Consider the following 26,044-nt stretch of genomic DNA (forward strand, 5'->3'; position numbering starts at 1 on the left):
CTCGCGGGCGACCCGGGCGATCTCGGCGAGCACGACCCGGTGCTCGTCCAGGCGCGACGCCCCCCGGATCGTCTTGCCGACGTGCCAGTCCGACGTGTGGAGGAGCTTCACAACTAGGGCGTGCGGAAGCGCGCGAACACATCGCCTGCGGCAGCCGGGCCGGCCTCCTCGCTTCGCGTCGCCCAGCACGGGAATGGGAAACGCACCTGGAGTGGAACGGGAACGTGTGGCTGCTGGAGAATCATCGAGCCGGGCTTCAGGATTCCGGCGCGCTGTCGGGTGACCGCCGGCAGGAAACCGTACTCGGCACGGGCCGCTTCGGCGGTGTCGAGCCGACCAACGACGCGGAAGGCGGAGTTGGCGATGATGCGGTTCTCAACTTCGCTCGCAGTTTGCTCCGCACCGATGAGCACGAGGCCGAGCGAGCGGCCCCGCTCCGCCACGTCCAGCAGGACCTCCTTGATTGGGCCTCGGCCATCGCGCGGCGCGTAGCGATTGAGCTCGTCGAGGACGAGGAAATGCAACGGCACGCGCTGCCCCATGCGTTCCTTCTGCTCGAACAGGCGCTTCAACACGACGCCGGTCACGAAGCGTTTCGCGCGGTCGTGAAGGCCATGGATGTCGACGACCGTCACCTGATGCGCCTCGAAGTCGATGCGATGCGCCCCTGGTTGGTCCGCTTGGCGGCCCCAAATAAGGTGGCCGACGCGGAAGCGCGCCGCGTCGAGCCGACGCTCGAACGCACCTACCGTGGCTTCGGCGACGCGCCCACGCCAGGGCGAACCATCGTGCTCGAGTTCGTTCGCGATCAGATCGCAGAGGCCATCGAAGTCCACGACCGCCGTTCCATGCCGCACGACCGTCGCCTCGCTGTCTGGGTCGTCCTCGCACTCGCGGTCGAGGTAGTGCTCGATGCGGGCGACAAGATCGGCGATCTGCGAGCGCTCGTCCTCGGCCTCGGCGAAGAGGAAGCGCAGGAAGCGCTCGCGCACGAACTCGCGGATCGTCCAGTAGTAGGCGGTCACGCCATCAGCCCGACTCTCGACCGCGGGCAGCGCCTGGCCACCCGCTCCCGCGCGCACCGGTGCCCAAAGGCCGACTGAATCGAACGGTTGGACCGGCAGGCCGAGCTTTTCATAGTCGCGGCGTGCCTCTCCGGGAAGCCGCGAGTTCGGCCGATCAAGCCACATGAGGTCTTCGCCCTTCACGTTGAACACGATTGCCTTCGTGTTCGCTCGGTACTGACCCAGCGCCTCAGTGTTGAACAAGGCGTAGAGCAGGAACAGCGCATAGGTCGTCTTCGTGGCGACGCCCGAGATGCCCGAGATATTGACGTGCGCGCCCTTTGTGCCGTCGAGGAAGTCGAGGTCAAGGAAGATTGGCTCGCCGTCCCGCGACAGACCGGCGGGGAGCCGTCGTTCCATCTGGTCGAAGTACATCGCGTGGTCGCGCTCCGCACCACGCGCACGCGATGCGATCAGACCCGGCCGCGGCGGAACGAAGACCTCGGGTTCGAACCGGGTCGCGACAACCTCCGCGGCGACCGCGGTCTCGACGGGCAGAACGCCGCGATCGACGAGGAAGACATCCGTGTCGAACTGAGCGCCCTCATGCCGGGCACGCACCTGCTGCACGATCCCTGAAATGCGCACAGTGCCCCGCCCAGGAACCGGCGTCTCGACCACGACAGCATCGTCGAGTTGCAGGTACGCGTCGTCGCGGACACCGACCCAGAAGTTGAGCGGCGTCGAGTCCTCGGTGCCGATCACGAAGCCGACCGGCTCGCTGACTTGGCCCCTGTCTTTAGCTACGTCGAGGTCTCCGGACTGCACCTCAGACTTCTTGCTGCCGTCCGCCGCCACTTTGGTCTTGTCTTTCATGCCGCAGCCTCCGTCGCAATCCAATCCAACAGGGCGCGTCTGATCAAGCGCGTGTCGCCGGCACGATGCCGCAGCCATGTCTCCAAGCCGGCGATAGGAACGAGGTTCTGCGGCGTCCGCGGATCCTGGGCGCGGCCGGAGAAATGGGGCAAGAGGGCCGCGACCCGATCGGCCAGCTCGACGGCGTCCTCGAGCGCCATCGAGCCGCGGACCTCGCAGCGCACCACGCCGGCGTGGTCGTGCCATGGCGCACGTGCGGGCGTCAGTCGTGAGTACCAGGCGTAACGCCTGCGCCGGTCGGACTTCCCGGCGATCGCGAAGAGCGGCGTCCGCTCTCCCGGTGCGAGCTTTGGGATGAGGCGACCTTGCTCGGGTTCGAGATAGACACGACCGAAGCGCTTAATCACTCCGACGATCGGCCCCTTCGTCTCCCGATAGAACGCAAGAGGTCCATCCACAACGACGAGGTCGCCGTCAGTCTCCGCGAGTCGCGCCGCCATGTTCGTCTCCGCGTCGCGCATGAGGTCCTGCAGTTTCAGGAGCGGGTCATCCGGCTCCGCGCCAGGCGTTGGTGAGGATCGGAAGGTGCAAGGAGTAGCTCCGATACGCACCTCGATCGAGCCGATGTCTTGGCCGCCGCCCAGCACCACAGCCCGGCCGACCTGCTCGGCCTCGAAGCTCGCTTTACCGTCGCACAGCGCGCTCCCAGCGGCGTAGGTGCCGAACAGACCTGGGACCCGTCGACCATCGACATCTGCGAGAAGCCGAAGATCAATCCGACGGACGCCATCGATGAAGTGCACGGGCTCGACTGCGTACTTCGGCACGGATCGAGGCGCTGACCAATCGTCGCTTTCGATGAATGGCTCGACGACCGCGGGCGGCTCGTCGAAGCGCACATCGAATCCCATTCCGTACTCAGGCATCCAGGGGTCAGCGCGAAGAGTGAACATCCTGGTAAAGGCTACGTAACCCGGCAAGGGTACGCGGATGGCGCCGCGATATGGCGGTTGTCCCGGCTACCGACCCAACTTCTCGTCTACAGCCGCGCGTATGAGTTCAAGGCCGCGCCGGAACTCGCTGGCTCGGGATCCAGGAATCTCCATCCATGTGTGCACGTGAGAGCTGCCCGCCTGATGCTTCTCCATAAACACGAAGCCCAGCTTGCCCAGAGTCGCTCTGACGGCCGGTGATATGACACCGCTCGTCACATACCCGACGCCGCCGCGATGTTTGCGATTGAAGCCACCAAGTTTCACGCCTCGATACCAGATCGTCGTTTGCATCGCGCCCGTCTTCAGGGTGAAGCGAGGCGTCTTGGCCAGGTGTCGCAGGAGCTCAGCAACTTCATGCGTCAGCTCTGCGTACGCTGCGTTGGCATCGACCTCACGCCACAGGTCACCGGCCCCGCCCGTGAGGGCCCCTGGAGTACGACGGCGAAGCGCCATCACGTCAGCAACGCTGGTTCCTTTGCCGCGCAGGAACGTCTCGACTGCCTCGATCGAGATCGCGCGAGTGCGTACGCCCCGGCGCCTGGCGTCTGACTCGACCGCCGCAGACACCGAATGAGCGACGACCCACGGGACCGTTTCCCTACCCTCGACTGCATAACGCTGCGCGTACCGGAGTACCTGCGTGGTGGCTTCAGTGGTTGCGGGACCCTTCTTCACCTCGACCAACTGCAGAACGCCACCGGGATCCTTAAACAGCAGGTCGAGGATCCCAACGCCAGTCGCGAGTTGTTGGCCGACGAGACTGAAGCCGTGCTGCAGGAGCTCCGGGTACCGACTAAGTGCGATCTCTAGTGTGCGTTCGAGCACTGCCTACTCCCTCGGAGCATCGCGCCGCGCGAACGCGTTACGAGTGACTCAGTCAATCGGCGCAGAACACAGGCTCGCAGCGTTAACCCCGAATCGTGGCTTCGCGGATCTGGCTGCCGCGGCAGCCTGGGCACACCAGCGGCTTACGTCCGCGGCTACGCACTCGATCAAATGACTCGCCACACGATCGACAACTGAGTGTCTCAACAACCACGAGCCCCACAGCCGGCGGCGACGACGGCCGTGGGTCGTGCTCTTTTGGCAGCGAGCCACGGATTTGAACACGGCATGATTCGGCTCGAGTAATCAGATCGCGGACGGCTTCCGGTCGGGCCGCCTCGTTGGCGTATACCGCGAGGCCACGCTCAGCCCACCACAAGGCTGTCGTCCAGTCGCCCTGCTTCTGCTTGCGAATGCACATCTGACGGTATGTCGGGAGCCAAGGTACGGCGCCCCATTTCTTCAGAAATGCAGGACGGAGGGTGTCCATTTCGCTGTCATGGTCCCGACAGACAGCGTCGAACTCGGCCAACACATCAGGCATCGCGTTGCGTACCCGATAGATTGCCGCCTCAAGTTCGCTGAACATGAAGTGCCGATCGAGTGGATCGTGCTCGCCTGCGAGCAGATCTCGTAAGCGTGCGATCCTGGCAGCGGTCTCGTACGGCAATGTCTCGAGCCAACTCAGGTCGTACGAGTCGTCGGCCTCATCAGTCGCGATTGCCTCAGAAAGGCCCGTTCTAATGGTCCCGCTATGGGGGATCGGTGTGGGCTGCAACAGGATTCCGAAATCTCGTGGGTCGTGCCGCAGGAACACGCCGATGGCCTGCTCACCGACGGCAACCCCGCGGAGGGCAATAGGTGCGCTGTAGCGCTCCATCAGGGCAAGCAATCCCGGCCGATAGCGGCGTGCATCGTCGCGCCCAAGATGTCCGACCGCGAGCTGAGAAATCCACACCGAGATTGCGTTGGGGTCGTAGTGGTTGTCGGTCTCGGCAACGAGGACTGCCGTTACCGCGACACGAACCTTACCCGGGCCGGTGATGCGGCGCAGATTCTCTTGGTAGAACGACTCGCCGACGACCTCGAGGTCATCGGATCCCCCAAGTACATGGGGAAGCGCGTCCGCCGGGGATGAGCGACGAATCGCGGAGAGGAGACCGGCGACCAAAGGCACGGCCATGTGCGGCAAGTGTCCCACCGCTGTCACCTGTGCCCATCCGACGAGGAGCCTCACGTCGCCGCTGGAGATCTCCCGAAACGCTGCCTCTGCGAGTTGCACAGAGATCGACAGACACACGGGCCTCTCGTCAACGGCAGCGAGGGCAACGAATAGGTCCCCCAGGGTCGGCCAAAGGCATTGCCCGCCTGATTGCGGAATGTCCAATGACACCCTACCGAGGACTGTCGGGGGTACGTTGGGGGTACTACCGTCTCGACGCTCGGGGAAAGCCCAGTCCACACAGCGCTGACCGCACAAGTCCACTGGTTTGAAGACCGAGGACATCACCGGATGCCTCGCACTCTCGTGGCGTTCCCGACGACTCGCGGTGCGAGTGTACGGAGACGTTGCTCGACGTGGTCGCTAGCGCTTCTCTGCGCGTGACCTTGGCTTGTTGCCCTTCGCTGCGGCCGTCAAATCGCGAGGGTTACTCAGGGCGATATCGACAAGGCGTGAGACCTCGACGAGCTGTGCGCGGAGCGCGTTGAGCGAACCCGACTTCACGGGCCGCCAATCATGGCCGGCGTCAGCGCCAGATGGGCACCACGCCCACTTGCCTCGGACCATCGTCACCTTGTCGGGTTCTTTCGCCAGAGGACCAGGAAATTCGTGCCGACTGACGCAGACGAGAGCGATCGGTCGAGCCGGCAGCTGCACACGGCCGTTGGTGCTCCGTTTCTTCATGAGGGATGGGTGGTAGTCAAGAGGCGATCGGCCGGCGGTTTCGCTCGTCGCGATCGCGTCTTTCGCGCGCGACAGTGTCGATCACTTCGATGAGGTCATCGAGATCAAAGGGTTTCATGACCACGGCGTCGGCAGGCAGCTGCGCAGCGTCTACCGCCGCTCCGTCGTGTCCGGTAAGCACGACCAAGCCGGCCGCGAAGCGAGACCGGAGCTCGTCCAAGTAAGCGGCAACTGCCTCGGTTGAGTAGGGACTCGCGAAGGTGTCGGTTACGATCACGTCGCCACGCCACAACTCGATCGAAACGTCCGCGGCGCCAGTACCTTCGACGACCAGTCCGCAGTCGCGGAGGCCCTCGACGACCGTCGCGCGAATTGCGTTGTCGCTCTCTACCACGAGGACGGACCACTGATCCATTGCGATCACCTCGTTCACCAGCCTCTCCATCTTGCGAGGGATCGTCACGTCCGCTAGCTGCTCATGAAAGTCCTCAGATGAGCATCTCCGGTCGGTTGACATCCCGGGTCTAGGGTGTACTCTTTCGGGTGTACCCGTTAGTGGAGGCTTGATGGCAGTTCACGCACGCACCCCGCAGCTCACGGAGCGCCAGCGCCTGGTCGTCGTCCATGTTCGCCAGGGTTACAGCAATCGCGAGATCGGCGAAAAGCTCGGGATCAGCGAGGACGGCGTGAAGGCCCACCTCTCGCGGCTGTACCTCCGGTACGGTGTCACGAACCGCGTCGAGCTCATCTCGTCTGTTGACGAGACCGCGGGACGTCCGTCCACCATCGTCTCCCGTTCACCCGAGACACCACGCGCGCACACAAATGGGACGCCTGCGGTGGCGCCGATGCTCGCGAACGGACCAACAGCCATCGCCGCGGCGAAGCTGAGCGCCGTGCGCGACGCGCTGTTGGCCGTCGATGCAGCCCTTGGCCTGGTGAGCGAACTGCCACCGGAAACGACCGAACCGATGATCAGCGCGGTCAAACGCCGACTGGGTGGCGCGATCGCCGCCCTCGACGACGCGCAGCGCGCGGTGACCACGTCCGCTGATGGTTCCGCCGCCATCTAACGCATCGGCGTACCCAGCCCACCGGTGACCGACAAGAAGACCGGGTGGCGTCAACGAGCAGGCTGCACTTCATCGACAACTCGACGACGCTCCCCTGAAAGCAACACAACTCCTACGTGGCGTAGATCACGTCACGCGGGTAGCGACACCCACGATTAGCACGGCGGCCGTGACTAGCGTCGCGATCGGGCCTGAGAGAAATACACGTTCAGGCACATCGCTCAAATACCGGAGGAAATCACACACATATGAACGGCCGTCTACAAAGCCTCTCGACCATCGCGCTCGCCATCGCATTGTCGTTCCCCCTGGGCAACCAGGCCTTCGCGCTTCCTGTCGCGACCGTCGACCAGCAGCAAACCGTTATCGACCAGAGCGTCGGCGGTCTTGCGATCGGAGGGTTCTATGACCAGAGGCTCGCGCAGGTCGTCACAGCCGGACGTGCGGGTCTGTTGACGGAGGTGCGCGCGCCGGTGAGCTGCCAATCAGACGTCACCTTCATCCTCGAGATCCAGGGTGTGACGGATGCAAAGCCCGATGGCCGCGTACTTTCGAGGACGCTGATCCCGGGTGCGAGCCTGCCGTCAGGTCCGGAGTCAGCCAGCCTGCGGTCACTTCCTCTTGCGACCCCTGTCTCCCTGAGCGCCGGCACTCGCTTTGCGATCGTTCTCGACGCGACCGGACCGACGCTCTTCGACTATTGCGGGACCTTCCAGGGGCCGCGCGGCGAATCGTACGAAGGAGGCCAGCTCTACTTCGACTCCCGACCGAATGCCGTTGGCGTTTGGGTCTGCAACTGCGAGTTCGGCCCGAACTACTCGTGGGACCTGCCTTTCCAGACGTGGATGGAGCCGGCTCCCGATCTCACAGCCCCGTCCATCACTGCGTCGTTCTCAACCCAGCCGAACGCGAACGGTTGGCACAACCAACCCGTCGAACTGACGTGGAGCGTGGAGGATGCCGAGTCGGGCATCACATCCCGCAGTGGGTGCGATCTCGTTCGCCTGGAGAATGAAACTGCTGGAACGGGCGTGACTTGCTCTGCGGTGAACGGCGCCGGCCTCTCCGCTTCGCAATCGGTCACAGTCCGCATCGATATGACGAAGCCCCTCGTGACGTATAGCGGCAACCTCGGCTCGTACACGGTGGATCAAACGCTCGCGATCCAATGCCAGGCGAGCGATGCGCTATCAGGGCTTGCATCGAGCACATGCCTCGGCATCGCGGGGCCAGCGTACGGATTCGCCCTCGGTGCGAATGAATTCAGTGCCAGCGCGACCGACCGGGCCGGAAACACTGCCACCGCGTCCACGAGCTTCACTGTCCGTGTCAACACTGAGTCGCTCTGCGAGCTCACTCGGCAGTTCGTGCGGAGCTCCGCCAAGTACGCGGCGCTGCCGTCGGCGGATCGGGCCGAGATCCACGGACCGTCGACCGCACTTTGCGCGAAGCTCGCGGCCACCGCGAAAACCGACGTACCCGCGGTGATCGCGGCGTATGGCCATGGCGTCGACAACTTCGCCAGCCAAGGCTGGCTGACATCCGCCCAAGCTTCGGTCTTGAAGTCGCTCGCGAGCCATCTCTAGCTCACGGCTGTCAGCGGCGCCGACGTCATAGCCGGCGCCGCTGACAGAACGGCCAACGCTCCCTGCGTTCGTGCCCACGCGTCTAGGCAGATCGAGCGCGCGGAGTGGTTAGCCTGCGCCGGTGACACTTCTCGCCCTCGTGCTCGTCCTCGTTTCCGCGGTCATGCACGCGACCTGGAACATGCTCGCCAAACGCGTGCGCGCAGAGACCCCGTTCCTGTTCCTCGTGTATGTCGTCGGCGCGGCGGCGTACGCACCGTTCGCGATCGCCGTGCTCGTTCTTGCGCGGCCGCAGCTCGGTCTCATCGCCTTCGGGTTCGTCGTGATGGCGATCGTGCTGCAGACGATCTACTTCGCGACGCTCACCGCGGGCTACCGCGCGGGCGATCTCTCGCTGGTCTATCCGCTCGCGCGCGCGACCGGACCGCTGCTCGCGACCGTCGGAGCCATCGCGATCCTTGGGGAGCGGCCATCGATCATCGCGATCGGCGGCGCACTCGCGATCGTGGTGGGCGCCGTCGTGCTCACCGGCGATCCTCGCTCGCTGCGGGCCCGTGGGGCAGCGGTGGCGGTGGGCTATGCGCTCGCGACCGGTGTCGTCATCGCGCTCTACACGCTGTGGGACAAGACCGCCGTCTCGGTGCTCCTGATCCCACCGATCGTGTACGACTGGATGACCATCGGCGGGCAGGCACTGGTCGTCGCGCCGGTCGCGTGGCGCCGCCGAACGGAGGTCGCGGAAGTGTGGGCGACGCGGCGTAGGACCGTGCTCGTCGTCGGCATCATCAGCCGCCTCTCCTATCTCCTGATGCTCACCGCGCTCGCGATCAGCCCGGTGTCGTACGTCGCGCCGGCGCGCGAGACGGGGATCCTCTTCGGCACGCTGCTCGGGGCGCGAGTGCTGGCGGAAGGACAGGGACAACGACGTGCGGTCGGCGCTGCCGCGATGGTCGTGGGGATCGTGCTGCTCGCGCTCGGCTGACCACCCAAGTACGGTTCGCGCGATGCGCATGAGGACGGCGACCATCGCGTTCGGCGGCTTCGTGATCCTCGGGCTGCCGACGGGGATGCTCGGCATCGCCTGGCCGTTCATGCGCGCGGAGCTCGATGCCCCGCTCGCGGGACTGGGCGTCGTGCTCGCCGCGATGACGGTGACCGAGTTCGGTTCGAGCGCTCTCTCAGGGATTGTTCGCGCGCGATTCGGCACGATCGCGCTGCTGCTCCTGCCGGCCGCGCTCGCGGCGGGCGGGATCCTGCTGTTCACGCTGGCACAGACGTGGACGACGATCATCCTCGCCGCGGCCGTCCTGGGCGCGGGTCTCGGCCTGCTCGACGCGGCGTTCAACACCGAAGTCGCCCTCCGGCGGGGCATCCGCTTCATGGGCGCGCTCCACGCGTCGTGGGCCGTCGGCGCAACGCTCGGACCGCCGCTCATCGGGCTCGTGCTTGTCGTTGCGGGCTCCTGGCGGCTCGGCTATGCGATCGCGGCGCTGGCCTTCGTGTCGTTCGCGATCGCGACGTATCTCGCGCGTGGTGACCTTGCGGCGACTCCCGAAAGCGAAGACGCGCCGATCGCGACGAGCGGCGCCCGCCGGGCATCGGTCATGGGCGGTGCTCTCATGTTCGTCTACGTCGGCATCGAGCTTGGCGCGGGGCAGTGGAGCTTCACGCGCCTGACCGTCGACGGAGCGCTCACCGACGGGCTCGCTGGTCTCGCGGTCTTCCTCTACTGGTCGGCGCTCGCGGCGGGTCGCATCGCGCTCGCGCTCTTCGGCGAACGGACCGAAGCGGCGCTGCTCGTCGATCTCAGCGTGGCCGGCGCGGTCGCGAGCGCGGTCGCCTTCTGGATCCTCCCGCCACCGATCGCCGCACTCCTCGCGCTGCCGAGCATCGGCCTTTCGCTCTCGGTGTTCGTGCCGCTACTCCTGTATCTCGTCCCGCGACGCGTGGGTCGCGCGGCGGCACCCCATGTGATCGGCTACCTGGTCGCGGCGGGCATGATCGGCGGTGCGGTCCTGCCCGCGGGCATCGGACTGGTGCTGCAAGCGACCGGCGTGTCGAGCCTTGGCATCTGCCTTACCGCGCTCGCGGCGACCTTTGGCGTCCTCAACCTCGCCGCACGCGGGCGATGACCCAAACGGCTGCCGGCTCGAGCTCCGGGCGGCGGAAGCGTCGCGGTCCAGAGCTTGGTGAAATCGGGGCTCCGCGACAGCGGCATGGTCGTATGAAGGTAGCCATGATCACTGGTGAGATTCCTGCACGCGCGGAACTGAACACCGAGCCCGAACACCGGATCCGCGGCCGCAGCCTTCGCGTTGTGCTCTTGGTCACGGTCGTGCTCTTGGTCGTCGGACTCGTCGTGCTCGCCGGGCTGTCGGGACTGGCCGCCGACCCGATGACCGGAACCTGAGGGGGCGGCTAGCGCTGGCGAGTTCCGCCACAGCACGCGAACATGGCGACGTGCAGTTGAGCGACAGCGGGCGGGCGCTCGTCGAAACGGCCCGAAGCGCGGCCATGATCACCCTCAGGCGCGACGGCAGCGCGCACGCGGTCCGCGTGGGGGTCGCGCTCGTCGATGGCAAGGTATGGAGCAGCGGGACCGCGGACCGCGTACGCACGCGTCACTTGCGCCGCGATCCGCGCTCGACACTGATCGTGTTCGCAGCCGGTCGCGAGGCGCTTACCCTCGAGGCGAGGGTCAACATCATCGAAGGACCCGACGTCCCGGAGCTGAGCTGGAAGCTCTTCTCGCTCATGCAGCGCGCGATGACGCCAGCTCCCCCGCCCGGACATCTCATGTGGTACGGCAAACTGAAGACGCGCGAGGAATTCCTTCAGGCGATGATCGCCGAGCGCCGGCTGATCTACGAGTTCGACGTCATCCGCGAGTACGGCGCGCAGCTTTAGCGGTGCGCATGGACAACGACCGTGCCTCGCGGCACGGTCGTCGTCGTCAGCGACGCGTTATGGCTTCCGGGGATCGTCCGCGGGATTCACATACGCGATCCCGCTGGGGCCGATGCCATGGACCTGCGTGATCGTCACGCCCTTCGCGAAGACGTAGTGCTGGGTCAGGGCCGGGATCAGGATGAACGAGCCGGTCGGCATCTCGATGGCTGTCTCGCGCTTGCCGCTCGTGCCCATGCCGACGACGAACGTGCCCTGGACCACGGTCACGTGCTCTTCGATCGGATGCTGATGCGGCGGCAACACGTATCCGTCAGGGAACTTGAGTCGCTGCGTGAACGGAACGCCGGCTTTGCTCGGATCGCCTTCCATCACCATGACTTCGAGGCCAGGCGGAAAGGCAGCCGATGCTTTTGCCCACACGAACGGCTGCGGGACCGAGTTGGCCGGCGTCAGCAGCATCGCGGGTGCCGCTGAGGCGACCGCCACCGTCGGTGCCGCCGTCGGCGCAGACGTCGCGACTGTGGGCGACGCCGCTCCGCCGCAGGAGCTCGCTACGAAGGCGGCCACGGTCGAGAACGCGAGCAGAGATGTGCGGAGCGCGCGCGGAGCGTTCATTCGTCCTCCTTAAGGTCGTGGCGACACATTCCTCCCTTCGCTCCGACGGCACATCCGGAAAACTACCGATATTCCGAGAAATAGCACCCGGCCGATGAGAATGGCTGAATGCAGGTGACCAGCCTTACAAAACGCGAGCGCGAAGTTGCCGCGTACGTCGCTGAAGGACTGACCAACCGCGACATCGCCGACCGGCTGGTGATCTCGGATCGGACGGTCGAGACGCACGTCGAGCACATCCGCAACAAGCTCGGCGTGCGATCGCGCGCTCAGGTCGCGACCTGGACCGTCACGGTCGGTGAGGTCACGGCAGCGCCTCTGTCGCGCGGCTCCGAGCACCGGGTCGTCACATGCCTGTTCGCCGACGTCGCGCCCTCGGCGGACCTCTCCGCACGGCTCGGCCCCGAGCGGACGAAGACCGTGATCGACCAGGCGCTCCAGGATCTGAGCGCGATCGCGACCGTGGAGGGGGCGGTCGTCGAAAAGTCCACCGGTGGCTCCTACTTCGCCATGTTCGGTGCCCCGGTCACACATTCGGACGATCCGACACGCGCCCTTCGAGCGGCCGAGAGCGCGATGCGCTGGGGCAGAGCGCATCCCGAGACCGCGGTGCGCATCGGCGTGGAGACCGGCGAGGTGCTTGTCGACCTGGACGCGATCGCGACGACCGGGGACGGCATGGCCTTTGGCAGCTGCATCAATCTCGCGGGACGTCTGCGCAATGGCGCCGGGCCTGGCGAGATCCTCGTCGGGCCGGTCTGTCGCGAAGCCACCTCGGCGACGGCCGAGTTCGTCAGCTATGGCCAGCGTGATGTCGACGGCACCGGAACGATCTTGGTCGCGGCACTGGTGCGCGCCGAGACCGGGCTCGCCGCCCGCCCGTCGTTCGTCGGCAGACGGCGAGAGCTCGACCTCCTTCGCGGAGCGCTGGAACGCGCGCGTTCGCGAGAGGCCGTCTTCGCGCTCCTCATCGCGCCACCCGGCCAGGGCAAGACGCGGACCGCGGAGGAGTTCGTCGCGTCGATCGACGGAAAGGCACACGTGCTCCGCGCCCGCTGCCGTCCCGGCGCGGAGCTCGGTGCGCAGACGCCGCTGCATCAGCTCCTGAGCGGAGACATCGGACCGCCGACCGTGGAAGCAGTCCGGGCCCGGATCGCGGAACTGATCGCGGATGCGGGCGAGCGAGCCGACACCGCCGCGGCGCTCGCGCACAGCGCCGGCGTGCTCGTCGATCCGCGGCTGATGAGCCTCAGTACGACCGAGCGTCTCGAGGCGCTCTCGAGCGCGTGGCGACGCTATCTCGGCGGGCTCGGAGCCGACCGCCCGGTCGTGATCTGGATCGACGACCTCCACTGGGCCGACCCGCAGCTCGTTCGTCTCCTCGATCGCATCACGGTCGGCGCCGGGACCGCGGTCCTCGTCATCGGTGCGGCCCGTCCTGAGTTCAAGGACGCCGTTGCGCGACCCGGTCGCGATCGGATGACCATCGACATCGGCCCGCTCGACGATGAAGACGCGGCGGCGCTCGGCGTGAGCGCTGGCGCGACCGATGAGCGCGCGACCCTCCGTGCGGAAGGCAATCCACTGTTCGTGATCGAGCTCGCGCGATCGCGCGCGAGCGAGCCTGGCGACATCCCGGTGACGGTCCAGGCGGCGATCGGGGCGCGCCTCGACGAGCTGCCGATCGCCGACCGCGACCTTCTCCAGCGCGCCGCTATCGCCGGCGAGATGTTCGATGTGCGCGCAGCCGCACTCCTCGTCGGCCGCGACATGCCCGAGGTCGCCATATCGCTCGCCCGTCTCGTCCAGCTCCGTTATCTCCGAACTGTCGATGGCGGATTCCGCTTCCACCATCCGCTTGTCCATGAAGTGGCCTATTACCGTCTCACGCTGAGGGACCGCATGCGTCTTCACGCCAGCTTCGCTCGCGACGGCCTTGATCGCGCGGATGTGGCCGCTCTCGCGCATCACTGGTGGGATGCGCTGCGCCCGCCAGACGGTGACTGGGTGTGGCAGGGCACGCCCACGCTCGACGACATGCGTCGCGAGGCGATCGACGCGCACATCGCCGCAGGCCAGCGCTTTACCGATCAGGACTCGCACGAGCTCGCCGTCGAGTTCCTGGAGCGTGCGATCTCGCTTGCGAAGCTGCCGGCGGACCGGGGTCGGGCCGAGAACGCGCTTGCGAGCGCGTACTGGCGGTCCTCGATGGGCGATGAGGCCTGGACGCACCGGCTCCGCGCCATCGACCAGTACCGGGTCTCGGGCCAGGCCGCCCCCGCCGCTCTGTATGCCGACGCGATCGAGCTCACGATGTTCCAGTACGGATACTTCCGGAACCTTCCCGACCTCAGCGCCGTGCGTCGGCTCCTGAATGAAGGGCTCGATGCCGCACGCAACGAGAGCGACGCGGTCTCGCTCGCCCGCCTGCTGGTGCAGCACGGCCACCTCTTCAGCGACGCAGCGTCAGTTGACGAAGCTCTCGAGATCGTCCGTAGGTCGAAGGATCCCCGCGTTCACGCCAATGCATTGCAGCGCCTCGCGATCGTGAAGATGTGGTCCGGTGAGATCAGTGCCGCGCAGGACACCTACCGCCGTGTCGATGAGCTCGTGGCACAGGGGGCCTGGGCCAACGAGGTCGAAGTGCTCTGGTGGCGTGGCCTCACGTGCTACCTCGCGGGGGATCTGGGCGAGGTCGAGCGGATGAGCGGCCGCCTGACGGAGGTCGCGATACGTCGCAGCGCGCACCTGCGCAGTCACGCCCTCGCACTCGTGTCGCACCTGCTCTTCGCGCGCGGCGACTGGGACGGCCTGGCCGCGCTGGGCCGGGAGCTCATCGAGCTGGAGAGCGCGAATCCCAGCGCGCAGCTGTGTCTGGCTGCCGCGGGCGCGGCCGGCTACGCGGTCGTCGCCGATTCGATCCGCGGCCGTCCATCACCACTGCGGATCGACGAATTTGTCGCCCGCATGGTCCCCGAGTCCCCCGCGGTTCGCGACGCGGACCTGATCCTGCCGCTGGCGGTCTTGGGCCGTGACTGCACTGCGCTCTCGACCGTCGCGTTCGGTCGATCGGGCGCGGTGTGGGATCGCGAGGTCATCGATCCTGTTGGGCTCAGACTCGTGATGGCGCTCGTGGTTCAGGAGCGGTGGGACGATCTCGCGGCTCCGCTCGATCGGCTGGATCAGGCGGCGGCGCGCGGTAGTGGTCTCGCGCGAGCGGTCGCGACCGCGGCCCGCGGCGAGATGAGTGGTGGGCCGGCTGGTGACAGCGCGCACCAGGAGCTCCGGGCGTTGGGTTACATCGGACTCAGCGAAGCCCTCGCCTTTCGGTCGCCGGCGAGTCGCGCCTAGTCCACCTTCAGCTTCGGATCGAGCGCGTCGCGCAGCCCGTCGCCGAGGAAGTTGAAGCAGATCAGCGTCACCGCGAGGACAAGAGCGGGGAACAGCAGCTCGTGCGGGAACGCGCGCATGTTGCGGACCCCTTCGGCGATGAGGATGCCCCAGCTCGGGAGTGGCGGGCGCACGCCCAGCCCGAGGAAGGAGAGACCGGCTTCCGTCGCGATCGCGCCGGGGATGCCGAAGGTCGCGGCAACGATCACCGGCGCGAGCGTGTTGGGGAGCAGGTGCCGCGACATGATCCGCAGGTTCGACGCGCCCACCATGCGCGCGGCTTCAACGAACTCCTTCTCTTTGAGCGAGAGGACCTGGCCGCGGACGAGGCGCGCAACAGTCAGCCAGGACACCAGACCGAGCGCGATGAACACCCCAAGGAGCCCGCCGGTCAGGTTGTCGAGACCGCCGACGACCGCGAGGACCGGTCCCGTCGGCTGATCCAGCACGGCGCGCAGGTACGTGATCACGACGATGACGAGCAGCAGGCTGGGAAAGGCGAGCAGCACGTCGACGGTCCGCATGATCAACGTGTCCAGCCACTTGCCGAAGAATCCCGCCACGAGCCCGAGCGGCACGCCGATCAACACGACGATGAGCACGTCCACCAGCGCGACGGCAAGTGAGATGCGGCTGCCGTACACCATGCGGCTGAGCTCGTCGCGTCCGAGCAGGTCCGTACCGAAGAGGTGGGCCGCGCTTGGTCCGAGATCGGTGCTCTCGAGGTCCTGGCGCTCGAAGGGATAGGGGGCGACCAGGTTCGCGAAGAGCGCGACGAAGACCACGAGGACGACGAATACGAGGCTCACCACGGCCGCGCGGTTCCGGGTGAGCCGATGCCAGGCGTCGCGCCACAGGCCCGTCGGTCGTCGCGCGAGCGGCATCGCGAGCGAAGGGGTCGCGACCATCCTTGTCATCGATAGCGGATCCGCGGGTCGGCGTAGCCGTACGAGATGTCGGTGAGGAGATTCACGACCGAGATCAGGATGGCGAAGATGAGGACGATGCCGAGCAGCAGCGGGTAGTCGCGTCCGGTGACGCTGTCGACGAACTGCCGACCGATCCCCGGTACACCGTAGATGCGCTCGACGAAGAACGCGCCGGTGATGACGTTCGAGAGCGTGACGCCCGCGACCGTCAGCACGGGTATGAGCGCGTTCTTCATCGCGTGGCGGACCACGATCATCAGCTCACGCAGCCCCTTGGCGCGGGCCGTGCGGATGAAGTCCTGCCCCAGGACCTCGAGGAGGCTGGAGCGGGTGTAGCGGGCGAGGATGGCCGCCGGCCCGAGCCCGATCGCGAGCGTCGGGATGATCGCGCGCACGTCCAAGATGCCGTTCCAACCGCCGGTCGGCAGCCAGGCGACGCCGAGCGACAGGGCAACGATCAAAAGCGAGACGCGCACGAATGGTGGGGTCGCCAGTCCGCTCACGGTGATGAGCGACGCCGTGTAGTCGATCCAGGTGTTGTGTTTCACCGCGGCGAGAGTGCCAAGAGGTATCCCGACGAGCAGTGCGAACAGCATCGCCGCAAGGCCGAGCTGTGCCGACACCGGCAGTGTCGCCGCGACGATCTCCGACACCGAGCGCTCGACGCTCCGATACGACGGCCCGAGATCGCCGTGCAGCGCGTTGATGAGGTAGTCGGCGTATTGCTTGGGCAGTGGATCGTCGAGGTGGTACTGCTTGGCGAGGTTCTGCTTCACGGCCTCCGGGAGCGGCTTCTCGCTCTCGTCCCACGGGCTGCCTGGGGTCGCGTGGACGACAACAAAGGTGAGCGTGAAGACGACAACGAGGCTCGGGATCATCCAGAGAACGCGGCGGACGATGAATGTCGTCATCGATGCAGAGCCGCGCGGGGCGGAGGCCGCTGATCCAGCGGCCTACGCCCCGCCATGACTACTTCTTCACACGAACGAGATAGCCCTGGATCCGCCCCAGGACGCGGTAATGGTTGAGGCCCTCGATGTAGGGCTTGATCAGGTCGAAGCGCGCCCAGTGGTAGTAGGTGATGTACGGCGCCTCGGCGTTGAGGATCTTGTCGGCGCTCTCATACGTCGTCTTGCGCTTCGCCGGGTCGTTCTCCTTGAGACCCGAAGCCACGAGGCTGTCGAACTCGGCGTTCTTCCAGTGGGCGTAGAAGAAGTCGGCCTTCGAGTCGAAGAGCAGGTTGTACCAGTTGTTCGGGTCCTCGTAGTCCGAGCCCCAGCCGCTGACGTACATGTGGAAAGGCTGGTCCTTCCGTGTTGTGCGCCAGTTGTCAAAGGCCTTGTCTTCCATCGGCTCGAGGACGATGTCGATCCCGAGCGCGGACTTCCACATGCCCTGGATCGCCTCAGCGATCGCCTTCGTCTCGGCCGCGCCCGATGCGAACGTGAATTTCACGTTGGCCGGCCAGTTCTTCCCGTCGGGATAACCGGCTTCGGAGAGAAGCTGCTTGGCCTTGGCCATGTCATAGCCGAGCGCGTTCGACGTCTTCTGTCCGGGAATGCCCGGCGCGACGATCGAGACCGCATTGAAGTACGCGTCCTTCAGGACCACTTCGTTGAGTCGCTTCGCATCGGTCGCCATGCTGAGCGCCTGGCGGACCTTCACGTTGTTGAACGGCGGGTTCGTGGTGTCGAGGATGATCCACTGCGAGCCCTGGCGCTCGAACTTCTTGATCTCCTTGCTGAGTACTGGGTCCGCCTTTGCGCGCGTGATGTCGGCGCCGACGAGGACCGCGCGGTCAAGCTCCCCCGCCTCATACGCGACGGGCGACTTCGCGGCCTGGTCGTCGAACAGCGTCCAGACGATCGTGTCGGGACCGTTGTTCTCGCCCCAGTAGTTCGGGTTCTTCTCGACGGTCATGCTCTGCTCGGGTTTCCACTCCACCAGCCGGTAGTGACCGTTCGAGATGTACGTGTCCTTGGTGAGCGTCCACTTCTCGGCGTTCTTGTCGATCGTGTCCTTGCGCACCGGATAGGCGGTCCACGTCGCGACGAGATGCATGAAGAACGGCGCAGGTCGCTCGAGCGTCACGACGAAGGTGCGGTCGTCTGTCGCCTTCGCTCCCATGCCTTCCGCCGTACCCTTGCCCGTCCCGAAGGCTTCGGCTCCCTTCACCGGCCACAGCGTCTGCGCGTAGCGGGACTTGGTGGCCGGGTCGGTCGCGCGCTTCCACGCGTACTCGAAGTCGGACGCTTTCAAGGCCTGCCCGTCCGACCACTTGAGCCCGGCGCGGAGGTTGAACGTGTAGGTGAGGCCGTCCGGTGAGATCGTCCACTTCTCGGCCTGGCCGGGCTTTATCTCACCGGTCACCTGGTCGACGTACGCGAGGCCTTCGAACATGTTCTGGATCTGCTCAAGCCCGGCGCCACCCGAGCTGATGCCCGGATCCATGGTGTTGACGATCTTCGCTGCCTCCGGCAGCCGCAGCGTGGTCTTCTTCGCGGCCTGGCTCGGAGCCGGTGTGGCCGAGCTCGTCGGCGACGTGCACGCGGCGACCGTCAGCAGGACCAAAAGGGATAGCGCGACAAGTTTCCTCATCTAGAGCTCCCTGCGGTAAACCCCGCCCCCTGACAAGCGGGAAGGATACGCCGCCTCTTACTACCTCAAGATGACGCTCGGAGTTCGGCGATGTTGCTGCCACACCGAAGATGTACGGCAGCCGTTAGCCCTCCGTGGGCACCCAGTGGCGCGGCCCCATCCCACAGAGCAACTACACCGCGGGCCGCGATGGCAATGCGGTCGAGCTCATCGTCGACCACTGGACGGTCGTGACGTTCGAACGCGCGATACGCCGGTTCAACGATCCCGCGAGCATCCTCTCGGCGCACTACGTCATCGGACAGGATGGTCGCATCGCACAGCTCGTCAGTGAGGACGACACCGCGTACCACGCGGGCAGGTTCGAGGTGAACCTGCGCTCGATCGGCATCGAGCACGAGGCCGGTCCCGCGATGGCTCCGAGCGAGGCGCTCTACGCCGCGTCGGCGAGCCTGCACCGAGAGATCGCCAACCGTCACGGCCTCGACCTGTTCCTCGGCACGACGGTGCTGCCGCATCACGCCATCGTTCCGACCGAATGCCCGGGCACGCTCGACCTGGAACGCATCGTCCGTGAAGCAGAGGAGGAAGACGACATGTTCACCGAAGAAGATCGGCGGATGCTGAAGCGCGTGTACGACCACCTCGAGGCGTACGAGCCGCTGGTGTGGACGACGCGACTGCAGCGCTGGCTGGCGAAGGCGATCCGCAGCGTCTTCCCGAACGCCGACGTCAGCGGGCCCGACGTGGAGAGCGGCCAGCCCTTCAAGGGCTGAGGCGGCGGGCTACGCCTCCGCGCCGAGCCGCCGCGCGATCTCGCGCCGGTGCTCCCACTCGTGCTCGAGCATGCGGCGGATCGTCTTACGCATCGTGCGCGCGCCGGACGGATGCTCCTTCACGAATGCACGCTCCGCTGGTGTGAGCTTGGCGAGCCGCGCGATCGCGGCGTCGCGGGCTTCCTTCAACGCGATGCGGACATCGAGGTCGCCGCGTCCCGCGGCGTTGGTCGGCCCGTTCACCTCCTTGACCGCGCCGAGCGAGCTCGCGAGATAGCCCGCGTCCGCGCCGAGTACGTGCAGCAGCATGTCGCGGAGCGAGCGGCCCTTCGCCGGCTTCGCGTCGAGTGCCTTCGCGCTTGCGCCTTTGACGAGACCGAGGAGATCCGCCCGCGACCATTCGAGGCGACGCAGGGACGTCGCAAGCTCGGCCGGGGTCACCGGCTTCCGATCCGGCACGTACACCGCCTGCGGCGAGCCGTGCCCCAGGAAGTCCCCTTTGGTGATGTGCTCGGCGACGCGCGTGGCGATGGGGGCCTTCGGATCGACCTTTTCGCCGTGGCGCTTCAGGTACCGGAGATACGCAGCGATCTCATCCGGCGCCGCTGCCAGCGCCTCGTCCGTCGTCGGCGCGAACCATGCGCAGCCGAGAAGATCGACGACGTGCACGAGGGTCGACTTCCGCTGCGGCCCGGACTCCAGGTAAAGCGCGTACGTCGAAACGGCTTGGGTGATAGCGGCTACGGTAACGCGGGCGATGAAGCTAGTGCTTCTGCGCGAGCACCCAGGCGTCGACCTTCGCGCGGTACTGGTGCGGCGCCTTCGCGAAGGACTTCATGCAGCCGGGGCCGCAGAAGGCGTACTCGCGATCGTCCATCTCAAGTGTGAGCCCGTGCTCGCGGGAGTCGGCGATGTCCACGATCATCCCGCACACCGGATCGAGGATCTTCTCACCCGGCACGCCCGACGTGTCTCTCACGTCCTAGTGGACCTTTGTGACGCCGACGCCGGCGTTCGGTGTGCTGCTCGTCGGTGAGCCCCCCGAGGGCGTCTGACCGTTTTGCCCGGCACTCGTAGTTCCCGACTGCGCCGCGGAGGCGCTCGGCGCCGCGCTAGGCGCGGCCATCGTTAGATGTGGATTCAGCTTGGTCATGAGCTGTGGCTTCGGGTGGTATCCAACGATGCGATCGGCCTCGCGGCCGTTCTTGAACACGATCATCGTCGGGATCGCGCGGACGCCAAAGCGTCCAGCGGTGATCGGATTGGCATCGACGTCGAGCTTCACGACGCGGATCTTGTCGCCCTGCTCGCTGGCCACCTCTTCGAGGACCGGCGCGACCATGCGGCACGGACCGCACCACGTCGCCCAGAAATCGACGAGCACCGGAGCGTCCGACTTCAGGACCTCCTGCTCGAATGTCTGGTCTGTGACGACCTGTGGCTTACCCATTAGTGCGCTCCTTTAAGTCCTCTACCACCTGAACGCGAGCTGCTGGCCCGATTGTTCCACCGCAGGTTCGAGGCCAAGAACGGGTTCGAGGCTTTCCAGGCTAGCCTGGGCGTCCCCCAGCCAGCGGCGAAGTGCATTCCACTTTACGAATCGCCAGCCCCGCCGTCGAACGACCTCCGCCACCGCCGGCGAGCGATGGAGCTTTTCATGCACCAGGGCGGTCCGTTCGTCGGCAACGGCGAGGAAACGGAACACCCGATCGTCATCTGGGATCGCTTCCCCGAGGGCGACGACGCTGCGGTGTATGCGGGCTGTCCAGTCGACCTGCCAGAGGAACACCATCCGCCCCTTGTCGTACCAGACGCAGTCGACGAAATCGAGCGCCTCTGACGCGCCGCGCACGAAGCGCGATGGGCCGCCCGCGCGCTCGGCCTCGCCGAGCAGATCCGTGAGCACATGGCCGCGCTCGATGTGCGAGCTGGGCACCGCACGACGGTCGACATCACGTCCGATGTGCACCTTGAATCCGAGCCGGTGCCCGGCATCGATGAGCTCCGCGAGCACCCGGGCCTGCGACGCCTGCCGCGCGACGAGCGCGTCCTGAGCCAGCAGGCGCCACCGACCCTCATCGGTCTGGGTCGCGTACGCCGCGACGCAGCGTTCGATGAGCTCGCGGTCCGGCGTCTCGATCCCGCGGAACAGCGCGTAGACGCGGCGCAGCAGCGAGCGCGTGTCGACCTCGCGCGCGGACGAAAGGAGACCCCAGACCGCCCACTCGACACGGTCGCCAAGCGGCGTCGCGTCGGGCGCTTCGTTGATCGTGTACGCGACGTCATCGGGATCGTCGCTGAGCGGCACGCGCGTGATGCCGCTGCGTCGGCCATCGGCCAGCGCGGACCGGAAGTGATCGAGGAAGAGCTCGAGCTCCGACACGCCACCGGCGCGAGCGAGCGCGATCGGAACGAGAAGTCCCTTCGCGGCGAGCGATTGCAGCGCCGCGACCGCTGCGACGTCCTCCCGCACGGGCTCGCCACGGGCGAGCACCGCGTCGCGGACTCCGGAGCGGATCGCGTCTTCGATGAGTCCGGCATCCGCCGCGGACTGGTCGCGCAGCAGCGGTACGTCCCGGTCGAAATCGCACACGGCCGCGGCCGGCGAGCCGTACGCGCCGGCGTGCGCGTCGCGCTGATAGAGGATCGCGCGCAGGCGGTATCCCGCGCCGGCACCCGCGAGGACGCACGCAGCGACGGTCGCCGCGTCGGCGTGCGGGACGTAAACGACCGCCGCGGCCTCGGGGCGCGAGACCCGATGCGCTTCGATGAGCGCCGCGCGCAGACTGCGCAAGAGTCTCTCGCGCGCCGCCAGCCTGCCCTCGCCGGTGTCCATGGGACGCAGCGTCTTTGCGCCGAGCAGCAGGGCGCTCGCGACCGTGCTCCATCCACCGAGCGTGTCCTCGACCGGGGCCTGGCAGAGGACGAGGTCCGCGTCGCCCGGATCGAGGAGAAGCGCGCCGCGCGACGCCGGCGTGCGGTGCTCGTGCTGCGCGAGCCATGCGATGAGCTCGCGCACGGTGCGTTCGTACTCGAGCCAGATGTTCACCTCGCGCGTCTGCGACGCATGGCCACGGCGCGCACGTCCCTTGTCGATTCGTAGCGGCGAGCCGTGTCCGGCCACTGCGCTCTGGCGGCTGCCGGCGACGATCGACTCGAGCAGGCAGAGCTTCAGGAACCCCTGCGCGGCCGCGTCGCCGACCGAGGTCTCGATCGCGCGGAGAGTGGCCATGAGGGCGGTGATGTTGCGCGGCGTGTAGAGAGCCGCGACCGTCTCGCCCAGTGCCTGCGCGGCCGGGTCGGCGCCGAAACGCTCGACGAACTGCCAGTACGCCATACCGCGCGGCTCGAGGCGGCGCGTGCGCTCCTCGTCGTCGGTGTCGACCCCTTCGATCAGGAGCGCGCGGCCTTCACGCGCGCAGACGCCGCAGCGGAACGCCTTCTTCGTCGGCACCGGCGCGTCGCGCTCCCAGAGGAAGGCCTCGACGACGACCGGACCGTGGCACGTCGCGCAGTGCGAGCCGTACAGCTCGCGCATCGCGACGCGGTGGGGAGTCCCGACGAGCGCGCTATCGGCGACGCGCTCGAACGCTGCGACGACCTCCTCGCCCGGCGGCGCGAGCGCGACGACGGCACGCGCCCACTCGCCAAGTGGCTCGCGCGACGTCGCGATGCCACGCCGGTCCGAGGCATCGACCGCGTCGGCGGCGGACCACGGATGCGCGAGCGGATCGAGGACCACGCCGCGTCGCGGCGCGTAGGCGGTCGCGTAGACGTCTGCGAGCGCCGTGGGGAACGCGGTGCCGAAGCGGCTGAGTGGTCGCGGAAGCGGGAGCGTTTCGATGGGTGTGAAAGAGAGGATCCGCTCTCGCATCGTGCTCACTTGGCGTGAGTATGGGTCAGGGAAGTCGGAAGAGAACGGCTCGTTTCGCTTCGGCGATGAGGCCCACCCAACGACCGTCGCGCGACACGACGAGGTCCTGGATCTGCCCGACGGGCGCGAGCTCGTCGAGCGCACCCGTCTTCGGGTCGAGCGCGACGAGCCGGTCGGTGCCGTCCAGCACGACCGCGCGGAGCCCGACGGCCATGCGCCGGCCGTCGACGAGCGGCGCCGTCCAGCGCGTCGCGCCCTCAGCGTCGACCGCCAGGGCACGCTTCGCGTCGAGCAGGTAGAGCGTTCCGTCGCGCGCGAATTCGACGTCGCGCACCGGGGTCGTGATCTTGGTGAGGCTCTTCGTCGGGTCCGCCGCGGTCACCTGGAAGCGATAGGTGCCCTGATCCGTCACCGCCGCGCCGTACGTCCCGGAAGGATCGATCGCGAACGCGGTGCCGGTGCCGGGCACGCGCAGCACGCCCCGCGTGGATCGATCCACGCCCGGCCTGAGCACCTTTACCTCGTAGCCACCCGCGGTCTGCCAGGCGAAGAAGAGGTCGCCGTAGTCGCTGGCGGCGAGCAGCCCACCCGCGGACCCGAGCCCGATCGGGAAGGGCGCCGCCAGCGGCAGTCCGTCCGGTGTGCGCCCGCCGATGACGCCGCCGTCGCTCCCGCCCGCCGACGCGGCGAAGATGTCCACCCCCGGCACGTAGACGAGCGACTGGGCCGCGCCGGTGAGACGCACCGGAACGCCGCTGGAGTCATTCGGGGCCGGCATCACGTAGTTGGAGAGGACCTGTCCGCCACCCATGAGGAACCGCGCGTCGTTGGTGAACGCGAGCTGATTCACGCCGGCGTTGAACTTCGCGAGCGCCTTCAGCACGCCGTCGCGAGTGTGCAGCGCGAGGAAGCCGTCGTCCGTGCCGGTCGCGATGAGTGCTCCGTCCTGTGACAGCGCGATCTTGCGCGCGAGCGCATGAGTGTCGATCGAGCGCTCGGGCTCGCGCCACAGCTCCGCGTCGGGCGCGTCGCCGCTCCGCGCGAATGCATACACGGTGTCCTCGCTGACGATCGCGGTGATCTTCTGTGTCGCCAGCGTGACCGCCGCCTTATCGGCCGCGGGTCGGTCGGCGTACGGGCCGACACGGACCGTGAAGGGACTCTCTTTCGTCGCCGTCGCGTTCGCGCCGATGCTCTTGGCGGTCGCGGCCGCCTCATCCGAGCTCGTGAAGGGACCGACCGTTAACGTGAATCGCTGCTTCGAGGTCGCCGACGACTTGATGGACGTGCCGCGGTCTATCGCCGCCCTCAGGCTCGCGTCGGCGGGCATGACGGACACGAGCTCGCGCAGACCGGCCCAACCGCGCTCGACGCCCGAGAGGATGCGTGACAGCGCCGCGGGGTCGCGACCGTCGGAATACGCGAGCGCATCGCGCGAGAGATCGGTGAGGCCGTCGGCGAGGGCGACGAGGCGATCGCGCGCCGGTCCGACCGTCTCGACCGTCGCGGCGACGACCTTCGTCGTATTCGCCGTGATGAGCGCTGCCTGCGCGCGCGCGACGGTCGCGAAGCGATCCCCGCTGACGACGCGGACCCTGTCGCCGTTCAGCCCGCCGACGAGGGCGTAGTCGTAGACAGAGAAGGTGGACAGGATGTCGGCGGCGGTGTGGGCGATGGCGAGGGCGCCTGCGTCGGCGACGTCGCCGGTCGGGCGGACCTTGTTATCCGGGAGCGGGGTGGACGAGCAAGCCGCGGCCAGGAGGACGAGGACCGCTGTTACCGCTCCCCATCCCGCTCGACCCACTTGGCTTACTCCTCTTCTTCTTCCTCCGCGTCATCGTCACCGGTGTCGACGACCAGGGGCTCTTCGACTGTGTCCGTCTCGTCGAGGGCCTCGCCGCCCGCGGTGCCCTCTGTCTCTTCCTCGGCCTCGTCCGTCTCGTCGTCGCCGTCGTCGTCCGCATCCCGTCCGAAGCGGAAGAAGTTGCCCTTGATGTAGGCACGCTCCTTCGTCTCGGCCGGGCGATGGTGGCCAGGGAAGGAGATCCGGCTGGAGTTCTCGACGCTCTGCAGGACCTCTCTAATGGCAACGCGGGCGTTCTGCTGGTCGTTACTGACGATCGCCGCCACGTACTGGTTGCCAGTTCGGATCAGATCGATGAGGCGCCGGCCGACCTTCGGCTCCAGGAAGCCGAGGAGCTCGCCGTCGCGGGCGTGGACGGCCAACAGGCCTTCCTGCTCCTTCAGCTGGGCCTCGGCACCGGGGCTGTAACGGGCGAGGATGTGCGGCGGCGCCGGGTTGATGAGCCGGAGGATGCCTGTCTTGCCCATGTCCTCGATAAAGAGGCGCGGCTGCGTCCGGGACGTGGTGACGTTCGGCTTTGTCTTGTGCTCAAGCAGCTGGGCGATCCGCTGCGAGCCGCGGATTGCGATGGAGTTGTACGGCTCGGCCTTGAGCACCTCGGCGAAAGACGCCTTGGCCTCTTCAAGCTTGCCTTGCTCGAGGAGCGCGCGGCCCATGCGGTTGCGCGCCTCGATGTCGTCGGGCGCCGCTTCGATGATCTTCGAGTTGAGGTCGGACGCGCGCGTCCAGTCAGCCTCGAGGGCGGCCGAAACGGCCTGATCGGCGAGGGCACGAACGCGCAGTCCGGTGTCCGAGGCAGGTGTCATGGGAGTTCTCATTCTAG

General features: G+C 67.0%; 22 protein-coding genes and 1 pseudogene. 8 read left to right on the forward strand and 15 right to left on the reverse strand.

Annotated elements, in window-relative coordinates; translation table 11 throughout:
- Nucleotides 1–113: 113 nt before the first annotated feature.
- From VI056_07765 to VI056_07785, 5 genes are all read right to left on the reverse strand, one after another.
- Nucleotides 114–1,880, reverse strand: a complete 1,767-nt coding sequence (locus tag VI056_07765; protein ID HEY6202926.1) for an ATP-binding protein — start codon at nt 1,878–1,880, stop codon at nt 114–116.
- The gene (locus VI056_07770; protein ID HEY6202927.1) at nt 1,877–2,833 is read right to left on the reverse strand and encodes a hypothetical protein; all 957 of its coding nucleotides are present in this window, start codon (nt 2,831–2,833) and stop codon (nt 1,877–1,879) included. The genes VI056_07765 and VI056_07770 overlap by 4 nt, the downstream gene beginning before the upstream one ends.
- Before the next feature lie 66 nt (nt 2,834–2,899).
- Nucleotides 2,900–3,700, reverse strand: a complete 801-nt coding sequence (locus VI056_07775) for an endonuclease NucS domain-containing protein (protein HEY6202928.1) — start codon at nt 3,698–3,700, stop codon at nt 2,900–2,902.
- An 82-nt stretch (nt 3,701–3,782) separates the two neighbouring features.
- Nucleotides 3,783–4,883, reverse strand: a complete 1,101-nt coding sequence (locus tag VI056_07780; GenBank protein HEY6202929.1) for a hypothetical protein — start codon at nt 4,881–4,883, stop codon at nt 3,783–3,785.
- Between the two features lie 739 nt (nt 4,884–5,622).
- Nucleotides 5,623–6,039: a hypothetical protein gene (locus tag VI056_07785; protein ID HEY6202930.1), complete on the reverse strand. Its 417-nt coding sequence runs from the start codon at nt 6,037–6,039 to the stop codon at nt 5,623–5,625.
- Nucleotides 6,040–6,172: 133 nt separating this feature from the next.
- Here VI056_07785 and VI056_07790 point away from each other — a divergent pair, with 133 nt between their 5' ends.
- From VI056_07790 to VI056_07815, 6 genes are all read left to right on the forward strand, one after another.
- Nucleotides 6,173–6,679, forward strand: coding sequence for a LuxR C-terminal-related transcriptional regulator (locus VI056_07790; protein ID HEY6202931.1), 507 nt, complete (start codon nt 6,173–6,175; stop codon nt 6,677–6,679).
- Between the two features lie 248 nt (nt 6,680–6,927).
- Complete coding sequence (locus tag VI056_07795) at nt 6,928–8,265, forward strand: hypothetical protein (protein HEY6202932.1); 1,338 nt, start codon at nt 6,928–6,930, stop codon at nt 8,263–8,265.
- Nucleotides 8,266–8,386: 121 nt separating this feature from the next.
- Nucleotides 8,387–9,247 carry an EamA family transporter gene (locus tag VI056_07800; GenBank protein ID HEY6202933.1) on the forward strand — a complete coding sequence of 287 codons (861 nt, stop codon included), beginning with the start codon at nt 8,387–8,389 and terminating at the stop codon, nt 9,245–9,247.
- A gap of 22 nt (nt 9,248–9,269) precedes the next feature.
- Entirely contained in the window at nt 9,270–10,397 is a 1,128-nt protein-coding gene (locus VI056_07805; protein HEY6202934.1) for an MFS transporter, read from the forward strand.
- Nucleotides 10,398–10,501: 104 nt separating this feature from the next.
- A complete protein-coding gene (locus VI056_07810; GenBank protein HEY6202935.1) occupies nt 10,502–10,675 on the forward strand; it encodes a hypothetical protein in 174 nt (57 codons plus the stop codon).
- 50 nt (nt 10,676–10,725) lie between these two features.
- On the forward strand, nt 10,726–11,172 hold the full coding sequence (locus VI056_07815) for a pyridoxamine 5'-phosphate oxidase family protein (GenBank protein HEY6202936.1): 447 nt from the start codon (nt 10,726–10,728) through the stop codon (nt 11,170–11,172).
- A gap of 57 nt (nt 11,173–11,229) precedes the next feature.
- Here the strand turns inward: VI056_07815 and VI056_07820 are convergent, their stop codons facing one another.
- Nucleotides 11,230–11,790 carry a DUF4437 domain-containing protein gene (locus VI056_07820; GenBank protein HEY6202937.1) on the reverse strand — a complete coding sequence of 187 codons (561 nt, stop codon included), beginning with the start codon at nt 11,788–11,790 and terminating at the stop codon, nt 11,230–11,232.
- Between the two features lie 108 nt (nt 11,791–11,898).
- Here VI056_07820 and VI056_07825 point away from each other — a divergent pair, with 108 nt between their 5' ends.
- Nucleotides 11,899–15,141 carry an AAA family ATPase gene (locus tag VI056_07825; GenBank protein ID HEY6202938.1) on the forward strand — a complete coding sequence of 1,081 codons (3,243 nt, stop codon included), beginning with the start codon at nt 11,899–11,901 and terminating at the stop codon, nt 15,139–15,141.
- Here VI056_07825 and VI056_07830 read toward each other — a convergent pair.
- The 3 genes from VI056_07830 to VI056_07840 are packed head-to-tail and all read right to left on the reverse strand — an operon-like array spanning nt 15,138 to nt 18,707.
- Nucleotides 15,138–16,097, reverse strand: a complete 960-nt coding sequence (locus VI056_07830) for an ABC transporter permease (GenBank protein HEY6202939.1) — start codon at nt 16,095–16,097, stop codon at nt 15,138–15,140. The genes VI056_07825 and VI056_07830 overlap by 4 nt on opposite strands.
- On the reverse strand, nt 16,094–17,020 hold the full coding sequence (locus VI056_07835) for an ABC transporter permease (GenBank protein HEY6202940.1): 927 nt from the start codon (nt 17,018–17,020) through the stop codon (nt 16,094–16,096). Before VI056_07835 ends, VI056_07830 begins: the two co-directional genes overlap by 4 nt.
- Before the next feature lie 58 nt (nt 17,021–17,078).
- A complete protein-coding gene (locus tag VI056_07840; GenBank protein ID HEY6202941.1) occupies nt 17,079–18,707 on the reverse strand; it encodes a peptide ABC transporter substrate-binding protein in 1,629 nt (542 codons plus the stop codon).
- Nucleotides 18,708–18,841: 134 nt separating this feature from the next.
- Between VI056_07840 and VI056_07845 the strand changes: the two genes are divergently transcribed.
- Nucleotides 18,842–19,483 carry a peptidoglycan recognition family protein gene (locus VI056_07845; protein ID HEY6202942.1) on the forward strand — a complete coding sequence of 214 codons (642 nt, stop codon included), beginning with the start codon at nt 18,842–18,844 and terminating at the stop codon, nt 19,481–19,483.
- A gap of 9 nt (nt 19,484–19,492) precedes the next feature.
- On the opposite strand, the gene VI056_07850 is transcribed toward VI056_07845, so the two are convergent.
- The 6 genes and pseudogenes from VI056_07850 to VI056_07875 form a co-directional block, all read right to left on the reverse strand.
- Nucleotides 19,493–20,152 (reverse strand): DinB family protein, encoded by a 660-nt coding sequence (locus VI056_07850; protein HEY6202943.1) that lies wholly within the window; start codon nt 20,150–20,152, stop codon nt 19,493–19,495.
- Between the two features lie 94 nt (nt 20,153–20,246).
- Nucleotides 20,247–20,462: a hypothetical protein gene (locus VI056_07855; protein HEY6202944.1), complete on the reverse strand. Its 216-nt coding sequence runs from the start codon at nt 20,460–20,462 to the stop codon at nt 20,247–20,249.
- A gap of 162 nt (nt 20,463–20,624) precedes the next feature.
- Nucleotides 20,625–20,933 (reverse strand): annotated as a pseudogene (gene trxA, locus VI056_07860) (thioredoxin).
- A gap of 21 nt (nt 20,934–20,954) precedes the next feature.
- The gene (locus VI056_07865) at nt 20,955–23,366 is read right to left on the reverse strand and encodes a hypothetical protein (GenBank protein HEY6202945.1); all 2,412 of its coding nucleotides are present in this window, start codon (nt 23,364–23,366) and stop codon (nt 20,955–20,957) included.
- Between the two features lie 16 nt (nt 23,367–23,382).
- Nucleotides 23,383–25,161, reverse strand: a complete 1,779-nt coding sequence (locus tag VI056_07870; GenBank protein HEY6202946.1) for a hypothetical protein — start codon at nt 25,159–25,161, stop codon at nt 23,383–23,385.
- Between the two features lie 5 nt (nt 25,162–25,166).
- Nucleotides 25,167–26,027, reverse strand: a complete 861-nt coding sequence (locus tag VI056_07875) for a tetratricopeptide repeat protein (GenBank protein HEY6202947.1) — start codon at nt 26,025–26,027, stop codon at nt 25,167–25,169.
- Nucleotides 26,028–26,044: the final 17 nt, after the last annotated feature.

This window comes from Candidatus Limnocylindria bacterium (assembly GCA_036523395.1).
Classification (GTDB): domain Bacteria; phylum Chloroflexota; class Limnocylindria; order P2-11E; family P2-11E; genus CF-39.

Bases quoted from the DNA above. Each gene is read 5' to 3' on its own strand.
- VI056_07790 (HEY6202931.1), top strand. From the start codon at position 6,173: ATGGCAGTTCACGCACGCACCCCGCAGCTCACGGAGCGCCAGCGCCTG.
- VI056_07805 (HEY6202934.1), top strand. From the start codon at position 9,270: ATGCGCATGAGGACGGCGACCATCGCGTTCGGCGGCTTCGTGATCCTC.
- VI056_07830 (HEY6202939.1), bottom strand. From the start codon at position 16,097: ATGACAAGGATGGTCGCGACCCCTTCGCTCGCGATGCCGCTCGCGCGA.
- VI056_07765 (HEY6202926.1), bottom strand. From the start codon at position 1,880: ATGAAAGACAAGACCAAAGTGGCGGCGGACGGCAGCAAGAAGTCTGAG.
- VI056_07835 (HEY6202940.1), bottom strand. From the start codon at position 17,020: ATGACGACATTCATCGTCCGCCGCGTTCTCTGGATGATCCCGAGCCTC.
- VI056_07840 (HEY6202941.1), bottom strand. From the start codon at position 18,707: ATGAGGAAACTTGTCGCGCTATCCCTTTTGGTCCTGCTGACGGTCGCC.
- VI056_07780 (HEY6202929.1), bottom strand. From the start codon at position 4,883: ATGGCCGTGCCTTTGGTCGCCGGTCTCCTCTCCGCGATTCGTCGCTCA.
- VI056_07770 (HEY6202927.1), bottom strand. From the start codon at position 2,833: ATGTTCACTCTTCGCGCTGACCCCTGGATGCCTGAGTACGGAATGGGA.
- VI056_07810 (HEY6202935.1), top strand. From the start codon at position 10,502: ATGATCACTGGTGAGATTCCTGCACGCGCGGAACTGAACACCGAGCCC.
- VI056_07825 (HEY6202938.1), top strand. From the start codon at position 11,899: ATGCAGGTGACCAGCCTTACAAAACGCGAGCGCGAAGTTGCCGCGTAC.
- VI056_07795 (HEY6202932.1), top strand. From the start codon at position 6,928: ATGAACGGCCGTCTACAAAGCCTCTCGACCATCGCGCTCGCCATCGCA.
- VI056_07820 (HEY6202937.1), bottom strand. From the start codon at position 11,790: ATGAACGCTCCGCGCGCGCTCCGCACATCTCTGCTCGCGTTCTCGACC.
- VI056_07875 (HEY6202947.1), bottom strand. From the start codon at position 26,027: ATGACACCTGCCTCGGACACCGGACTGCGCGTTCGTGCCCTCGCCGAT.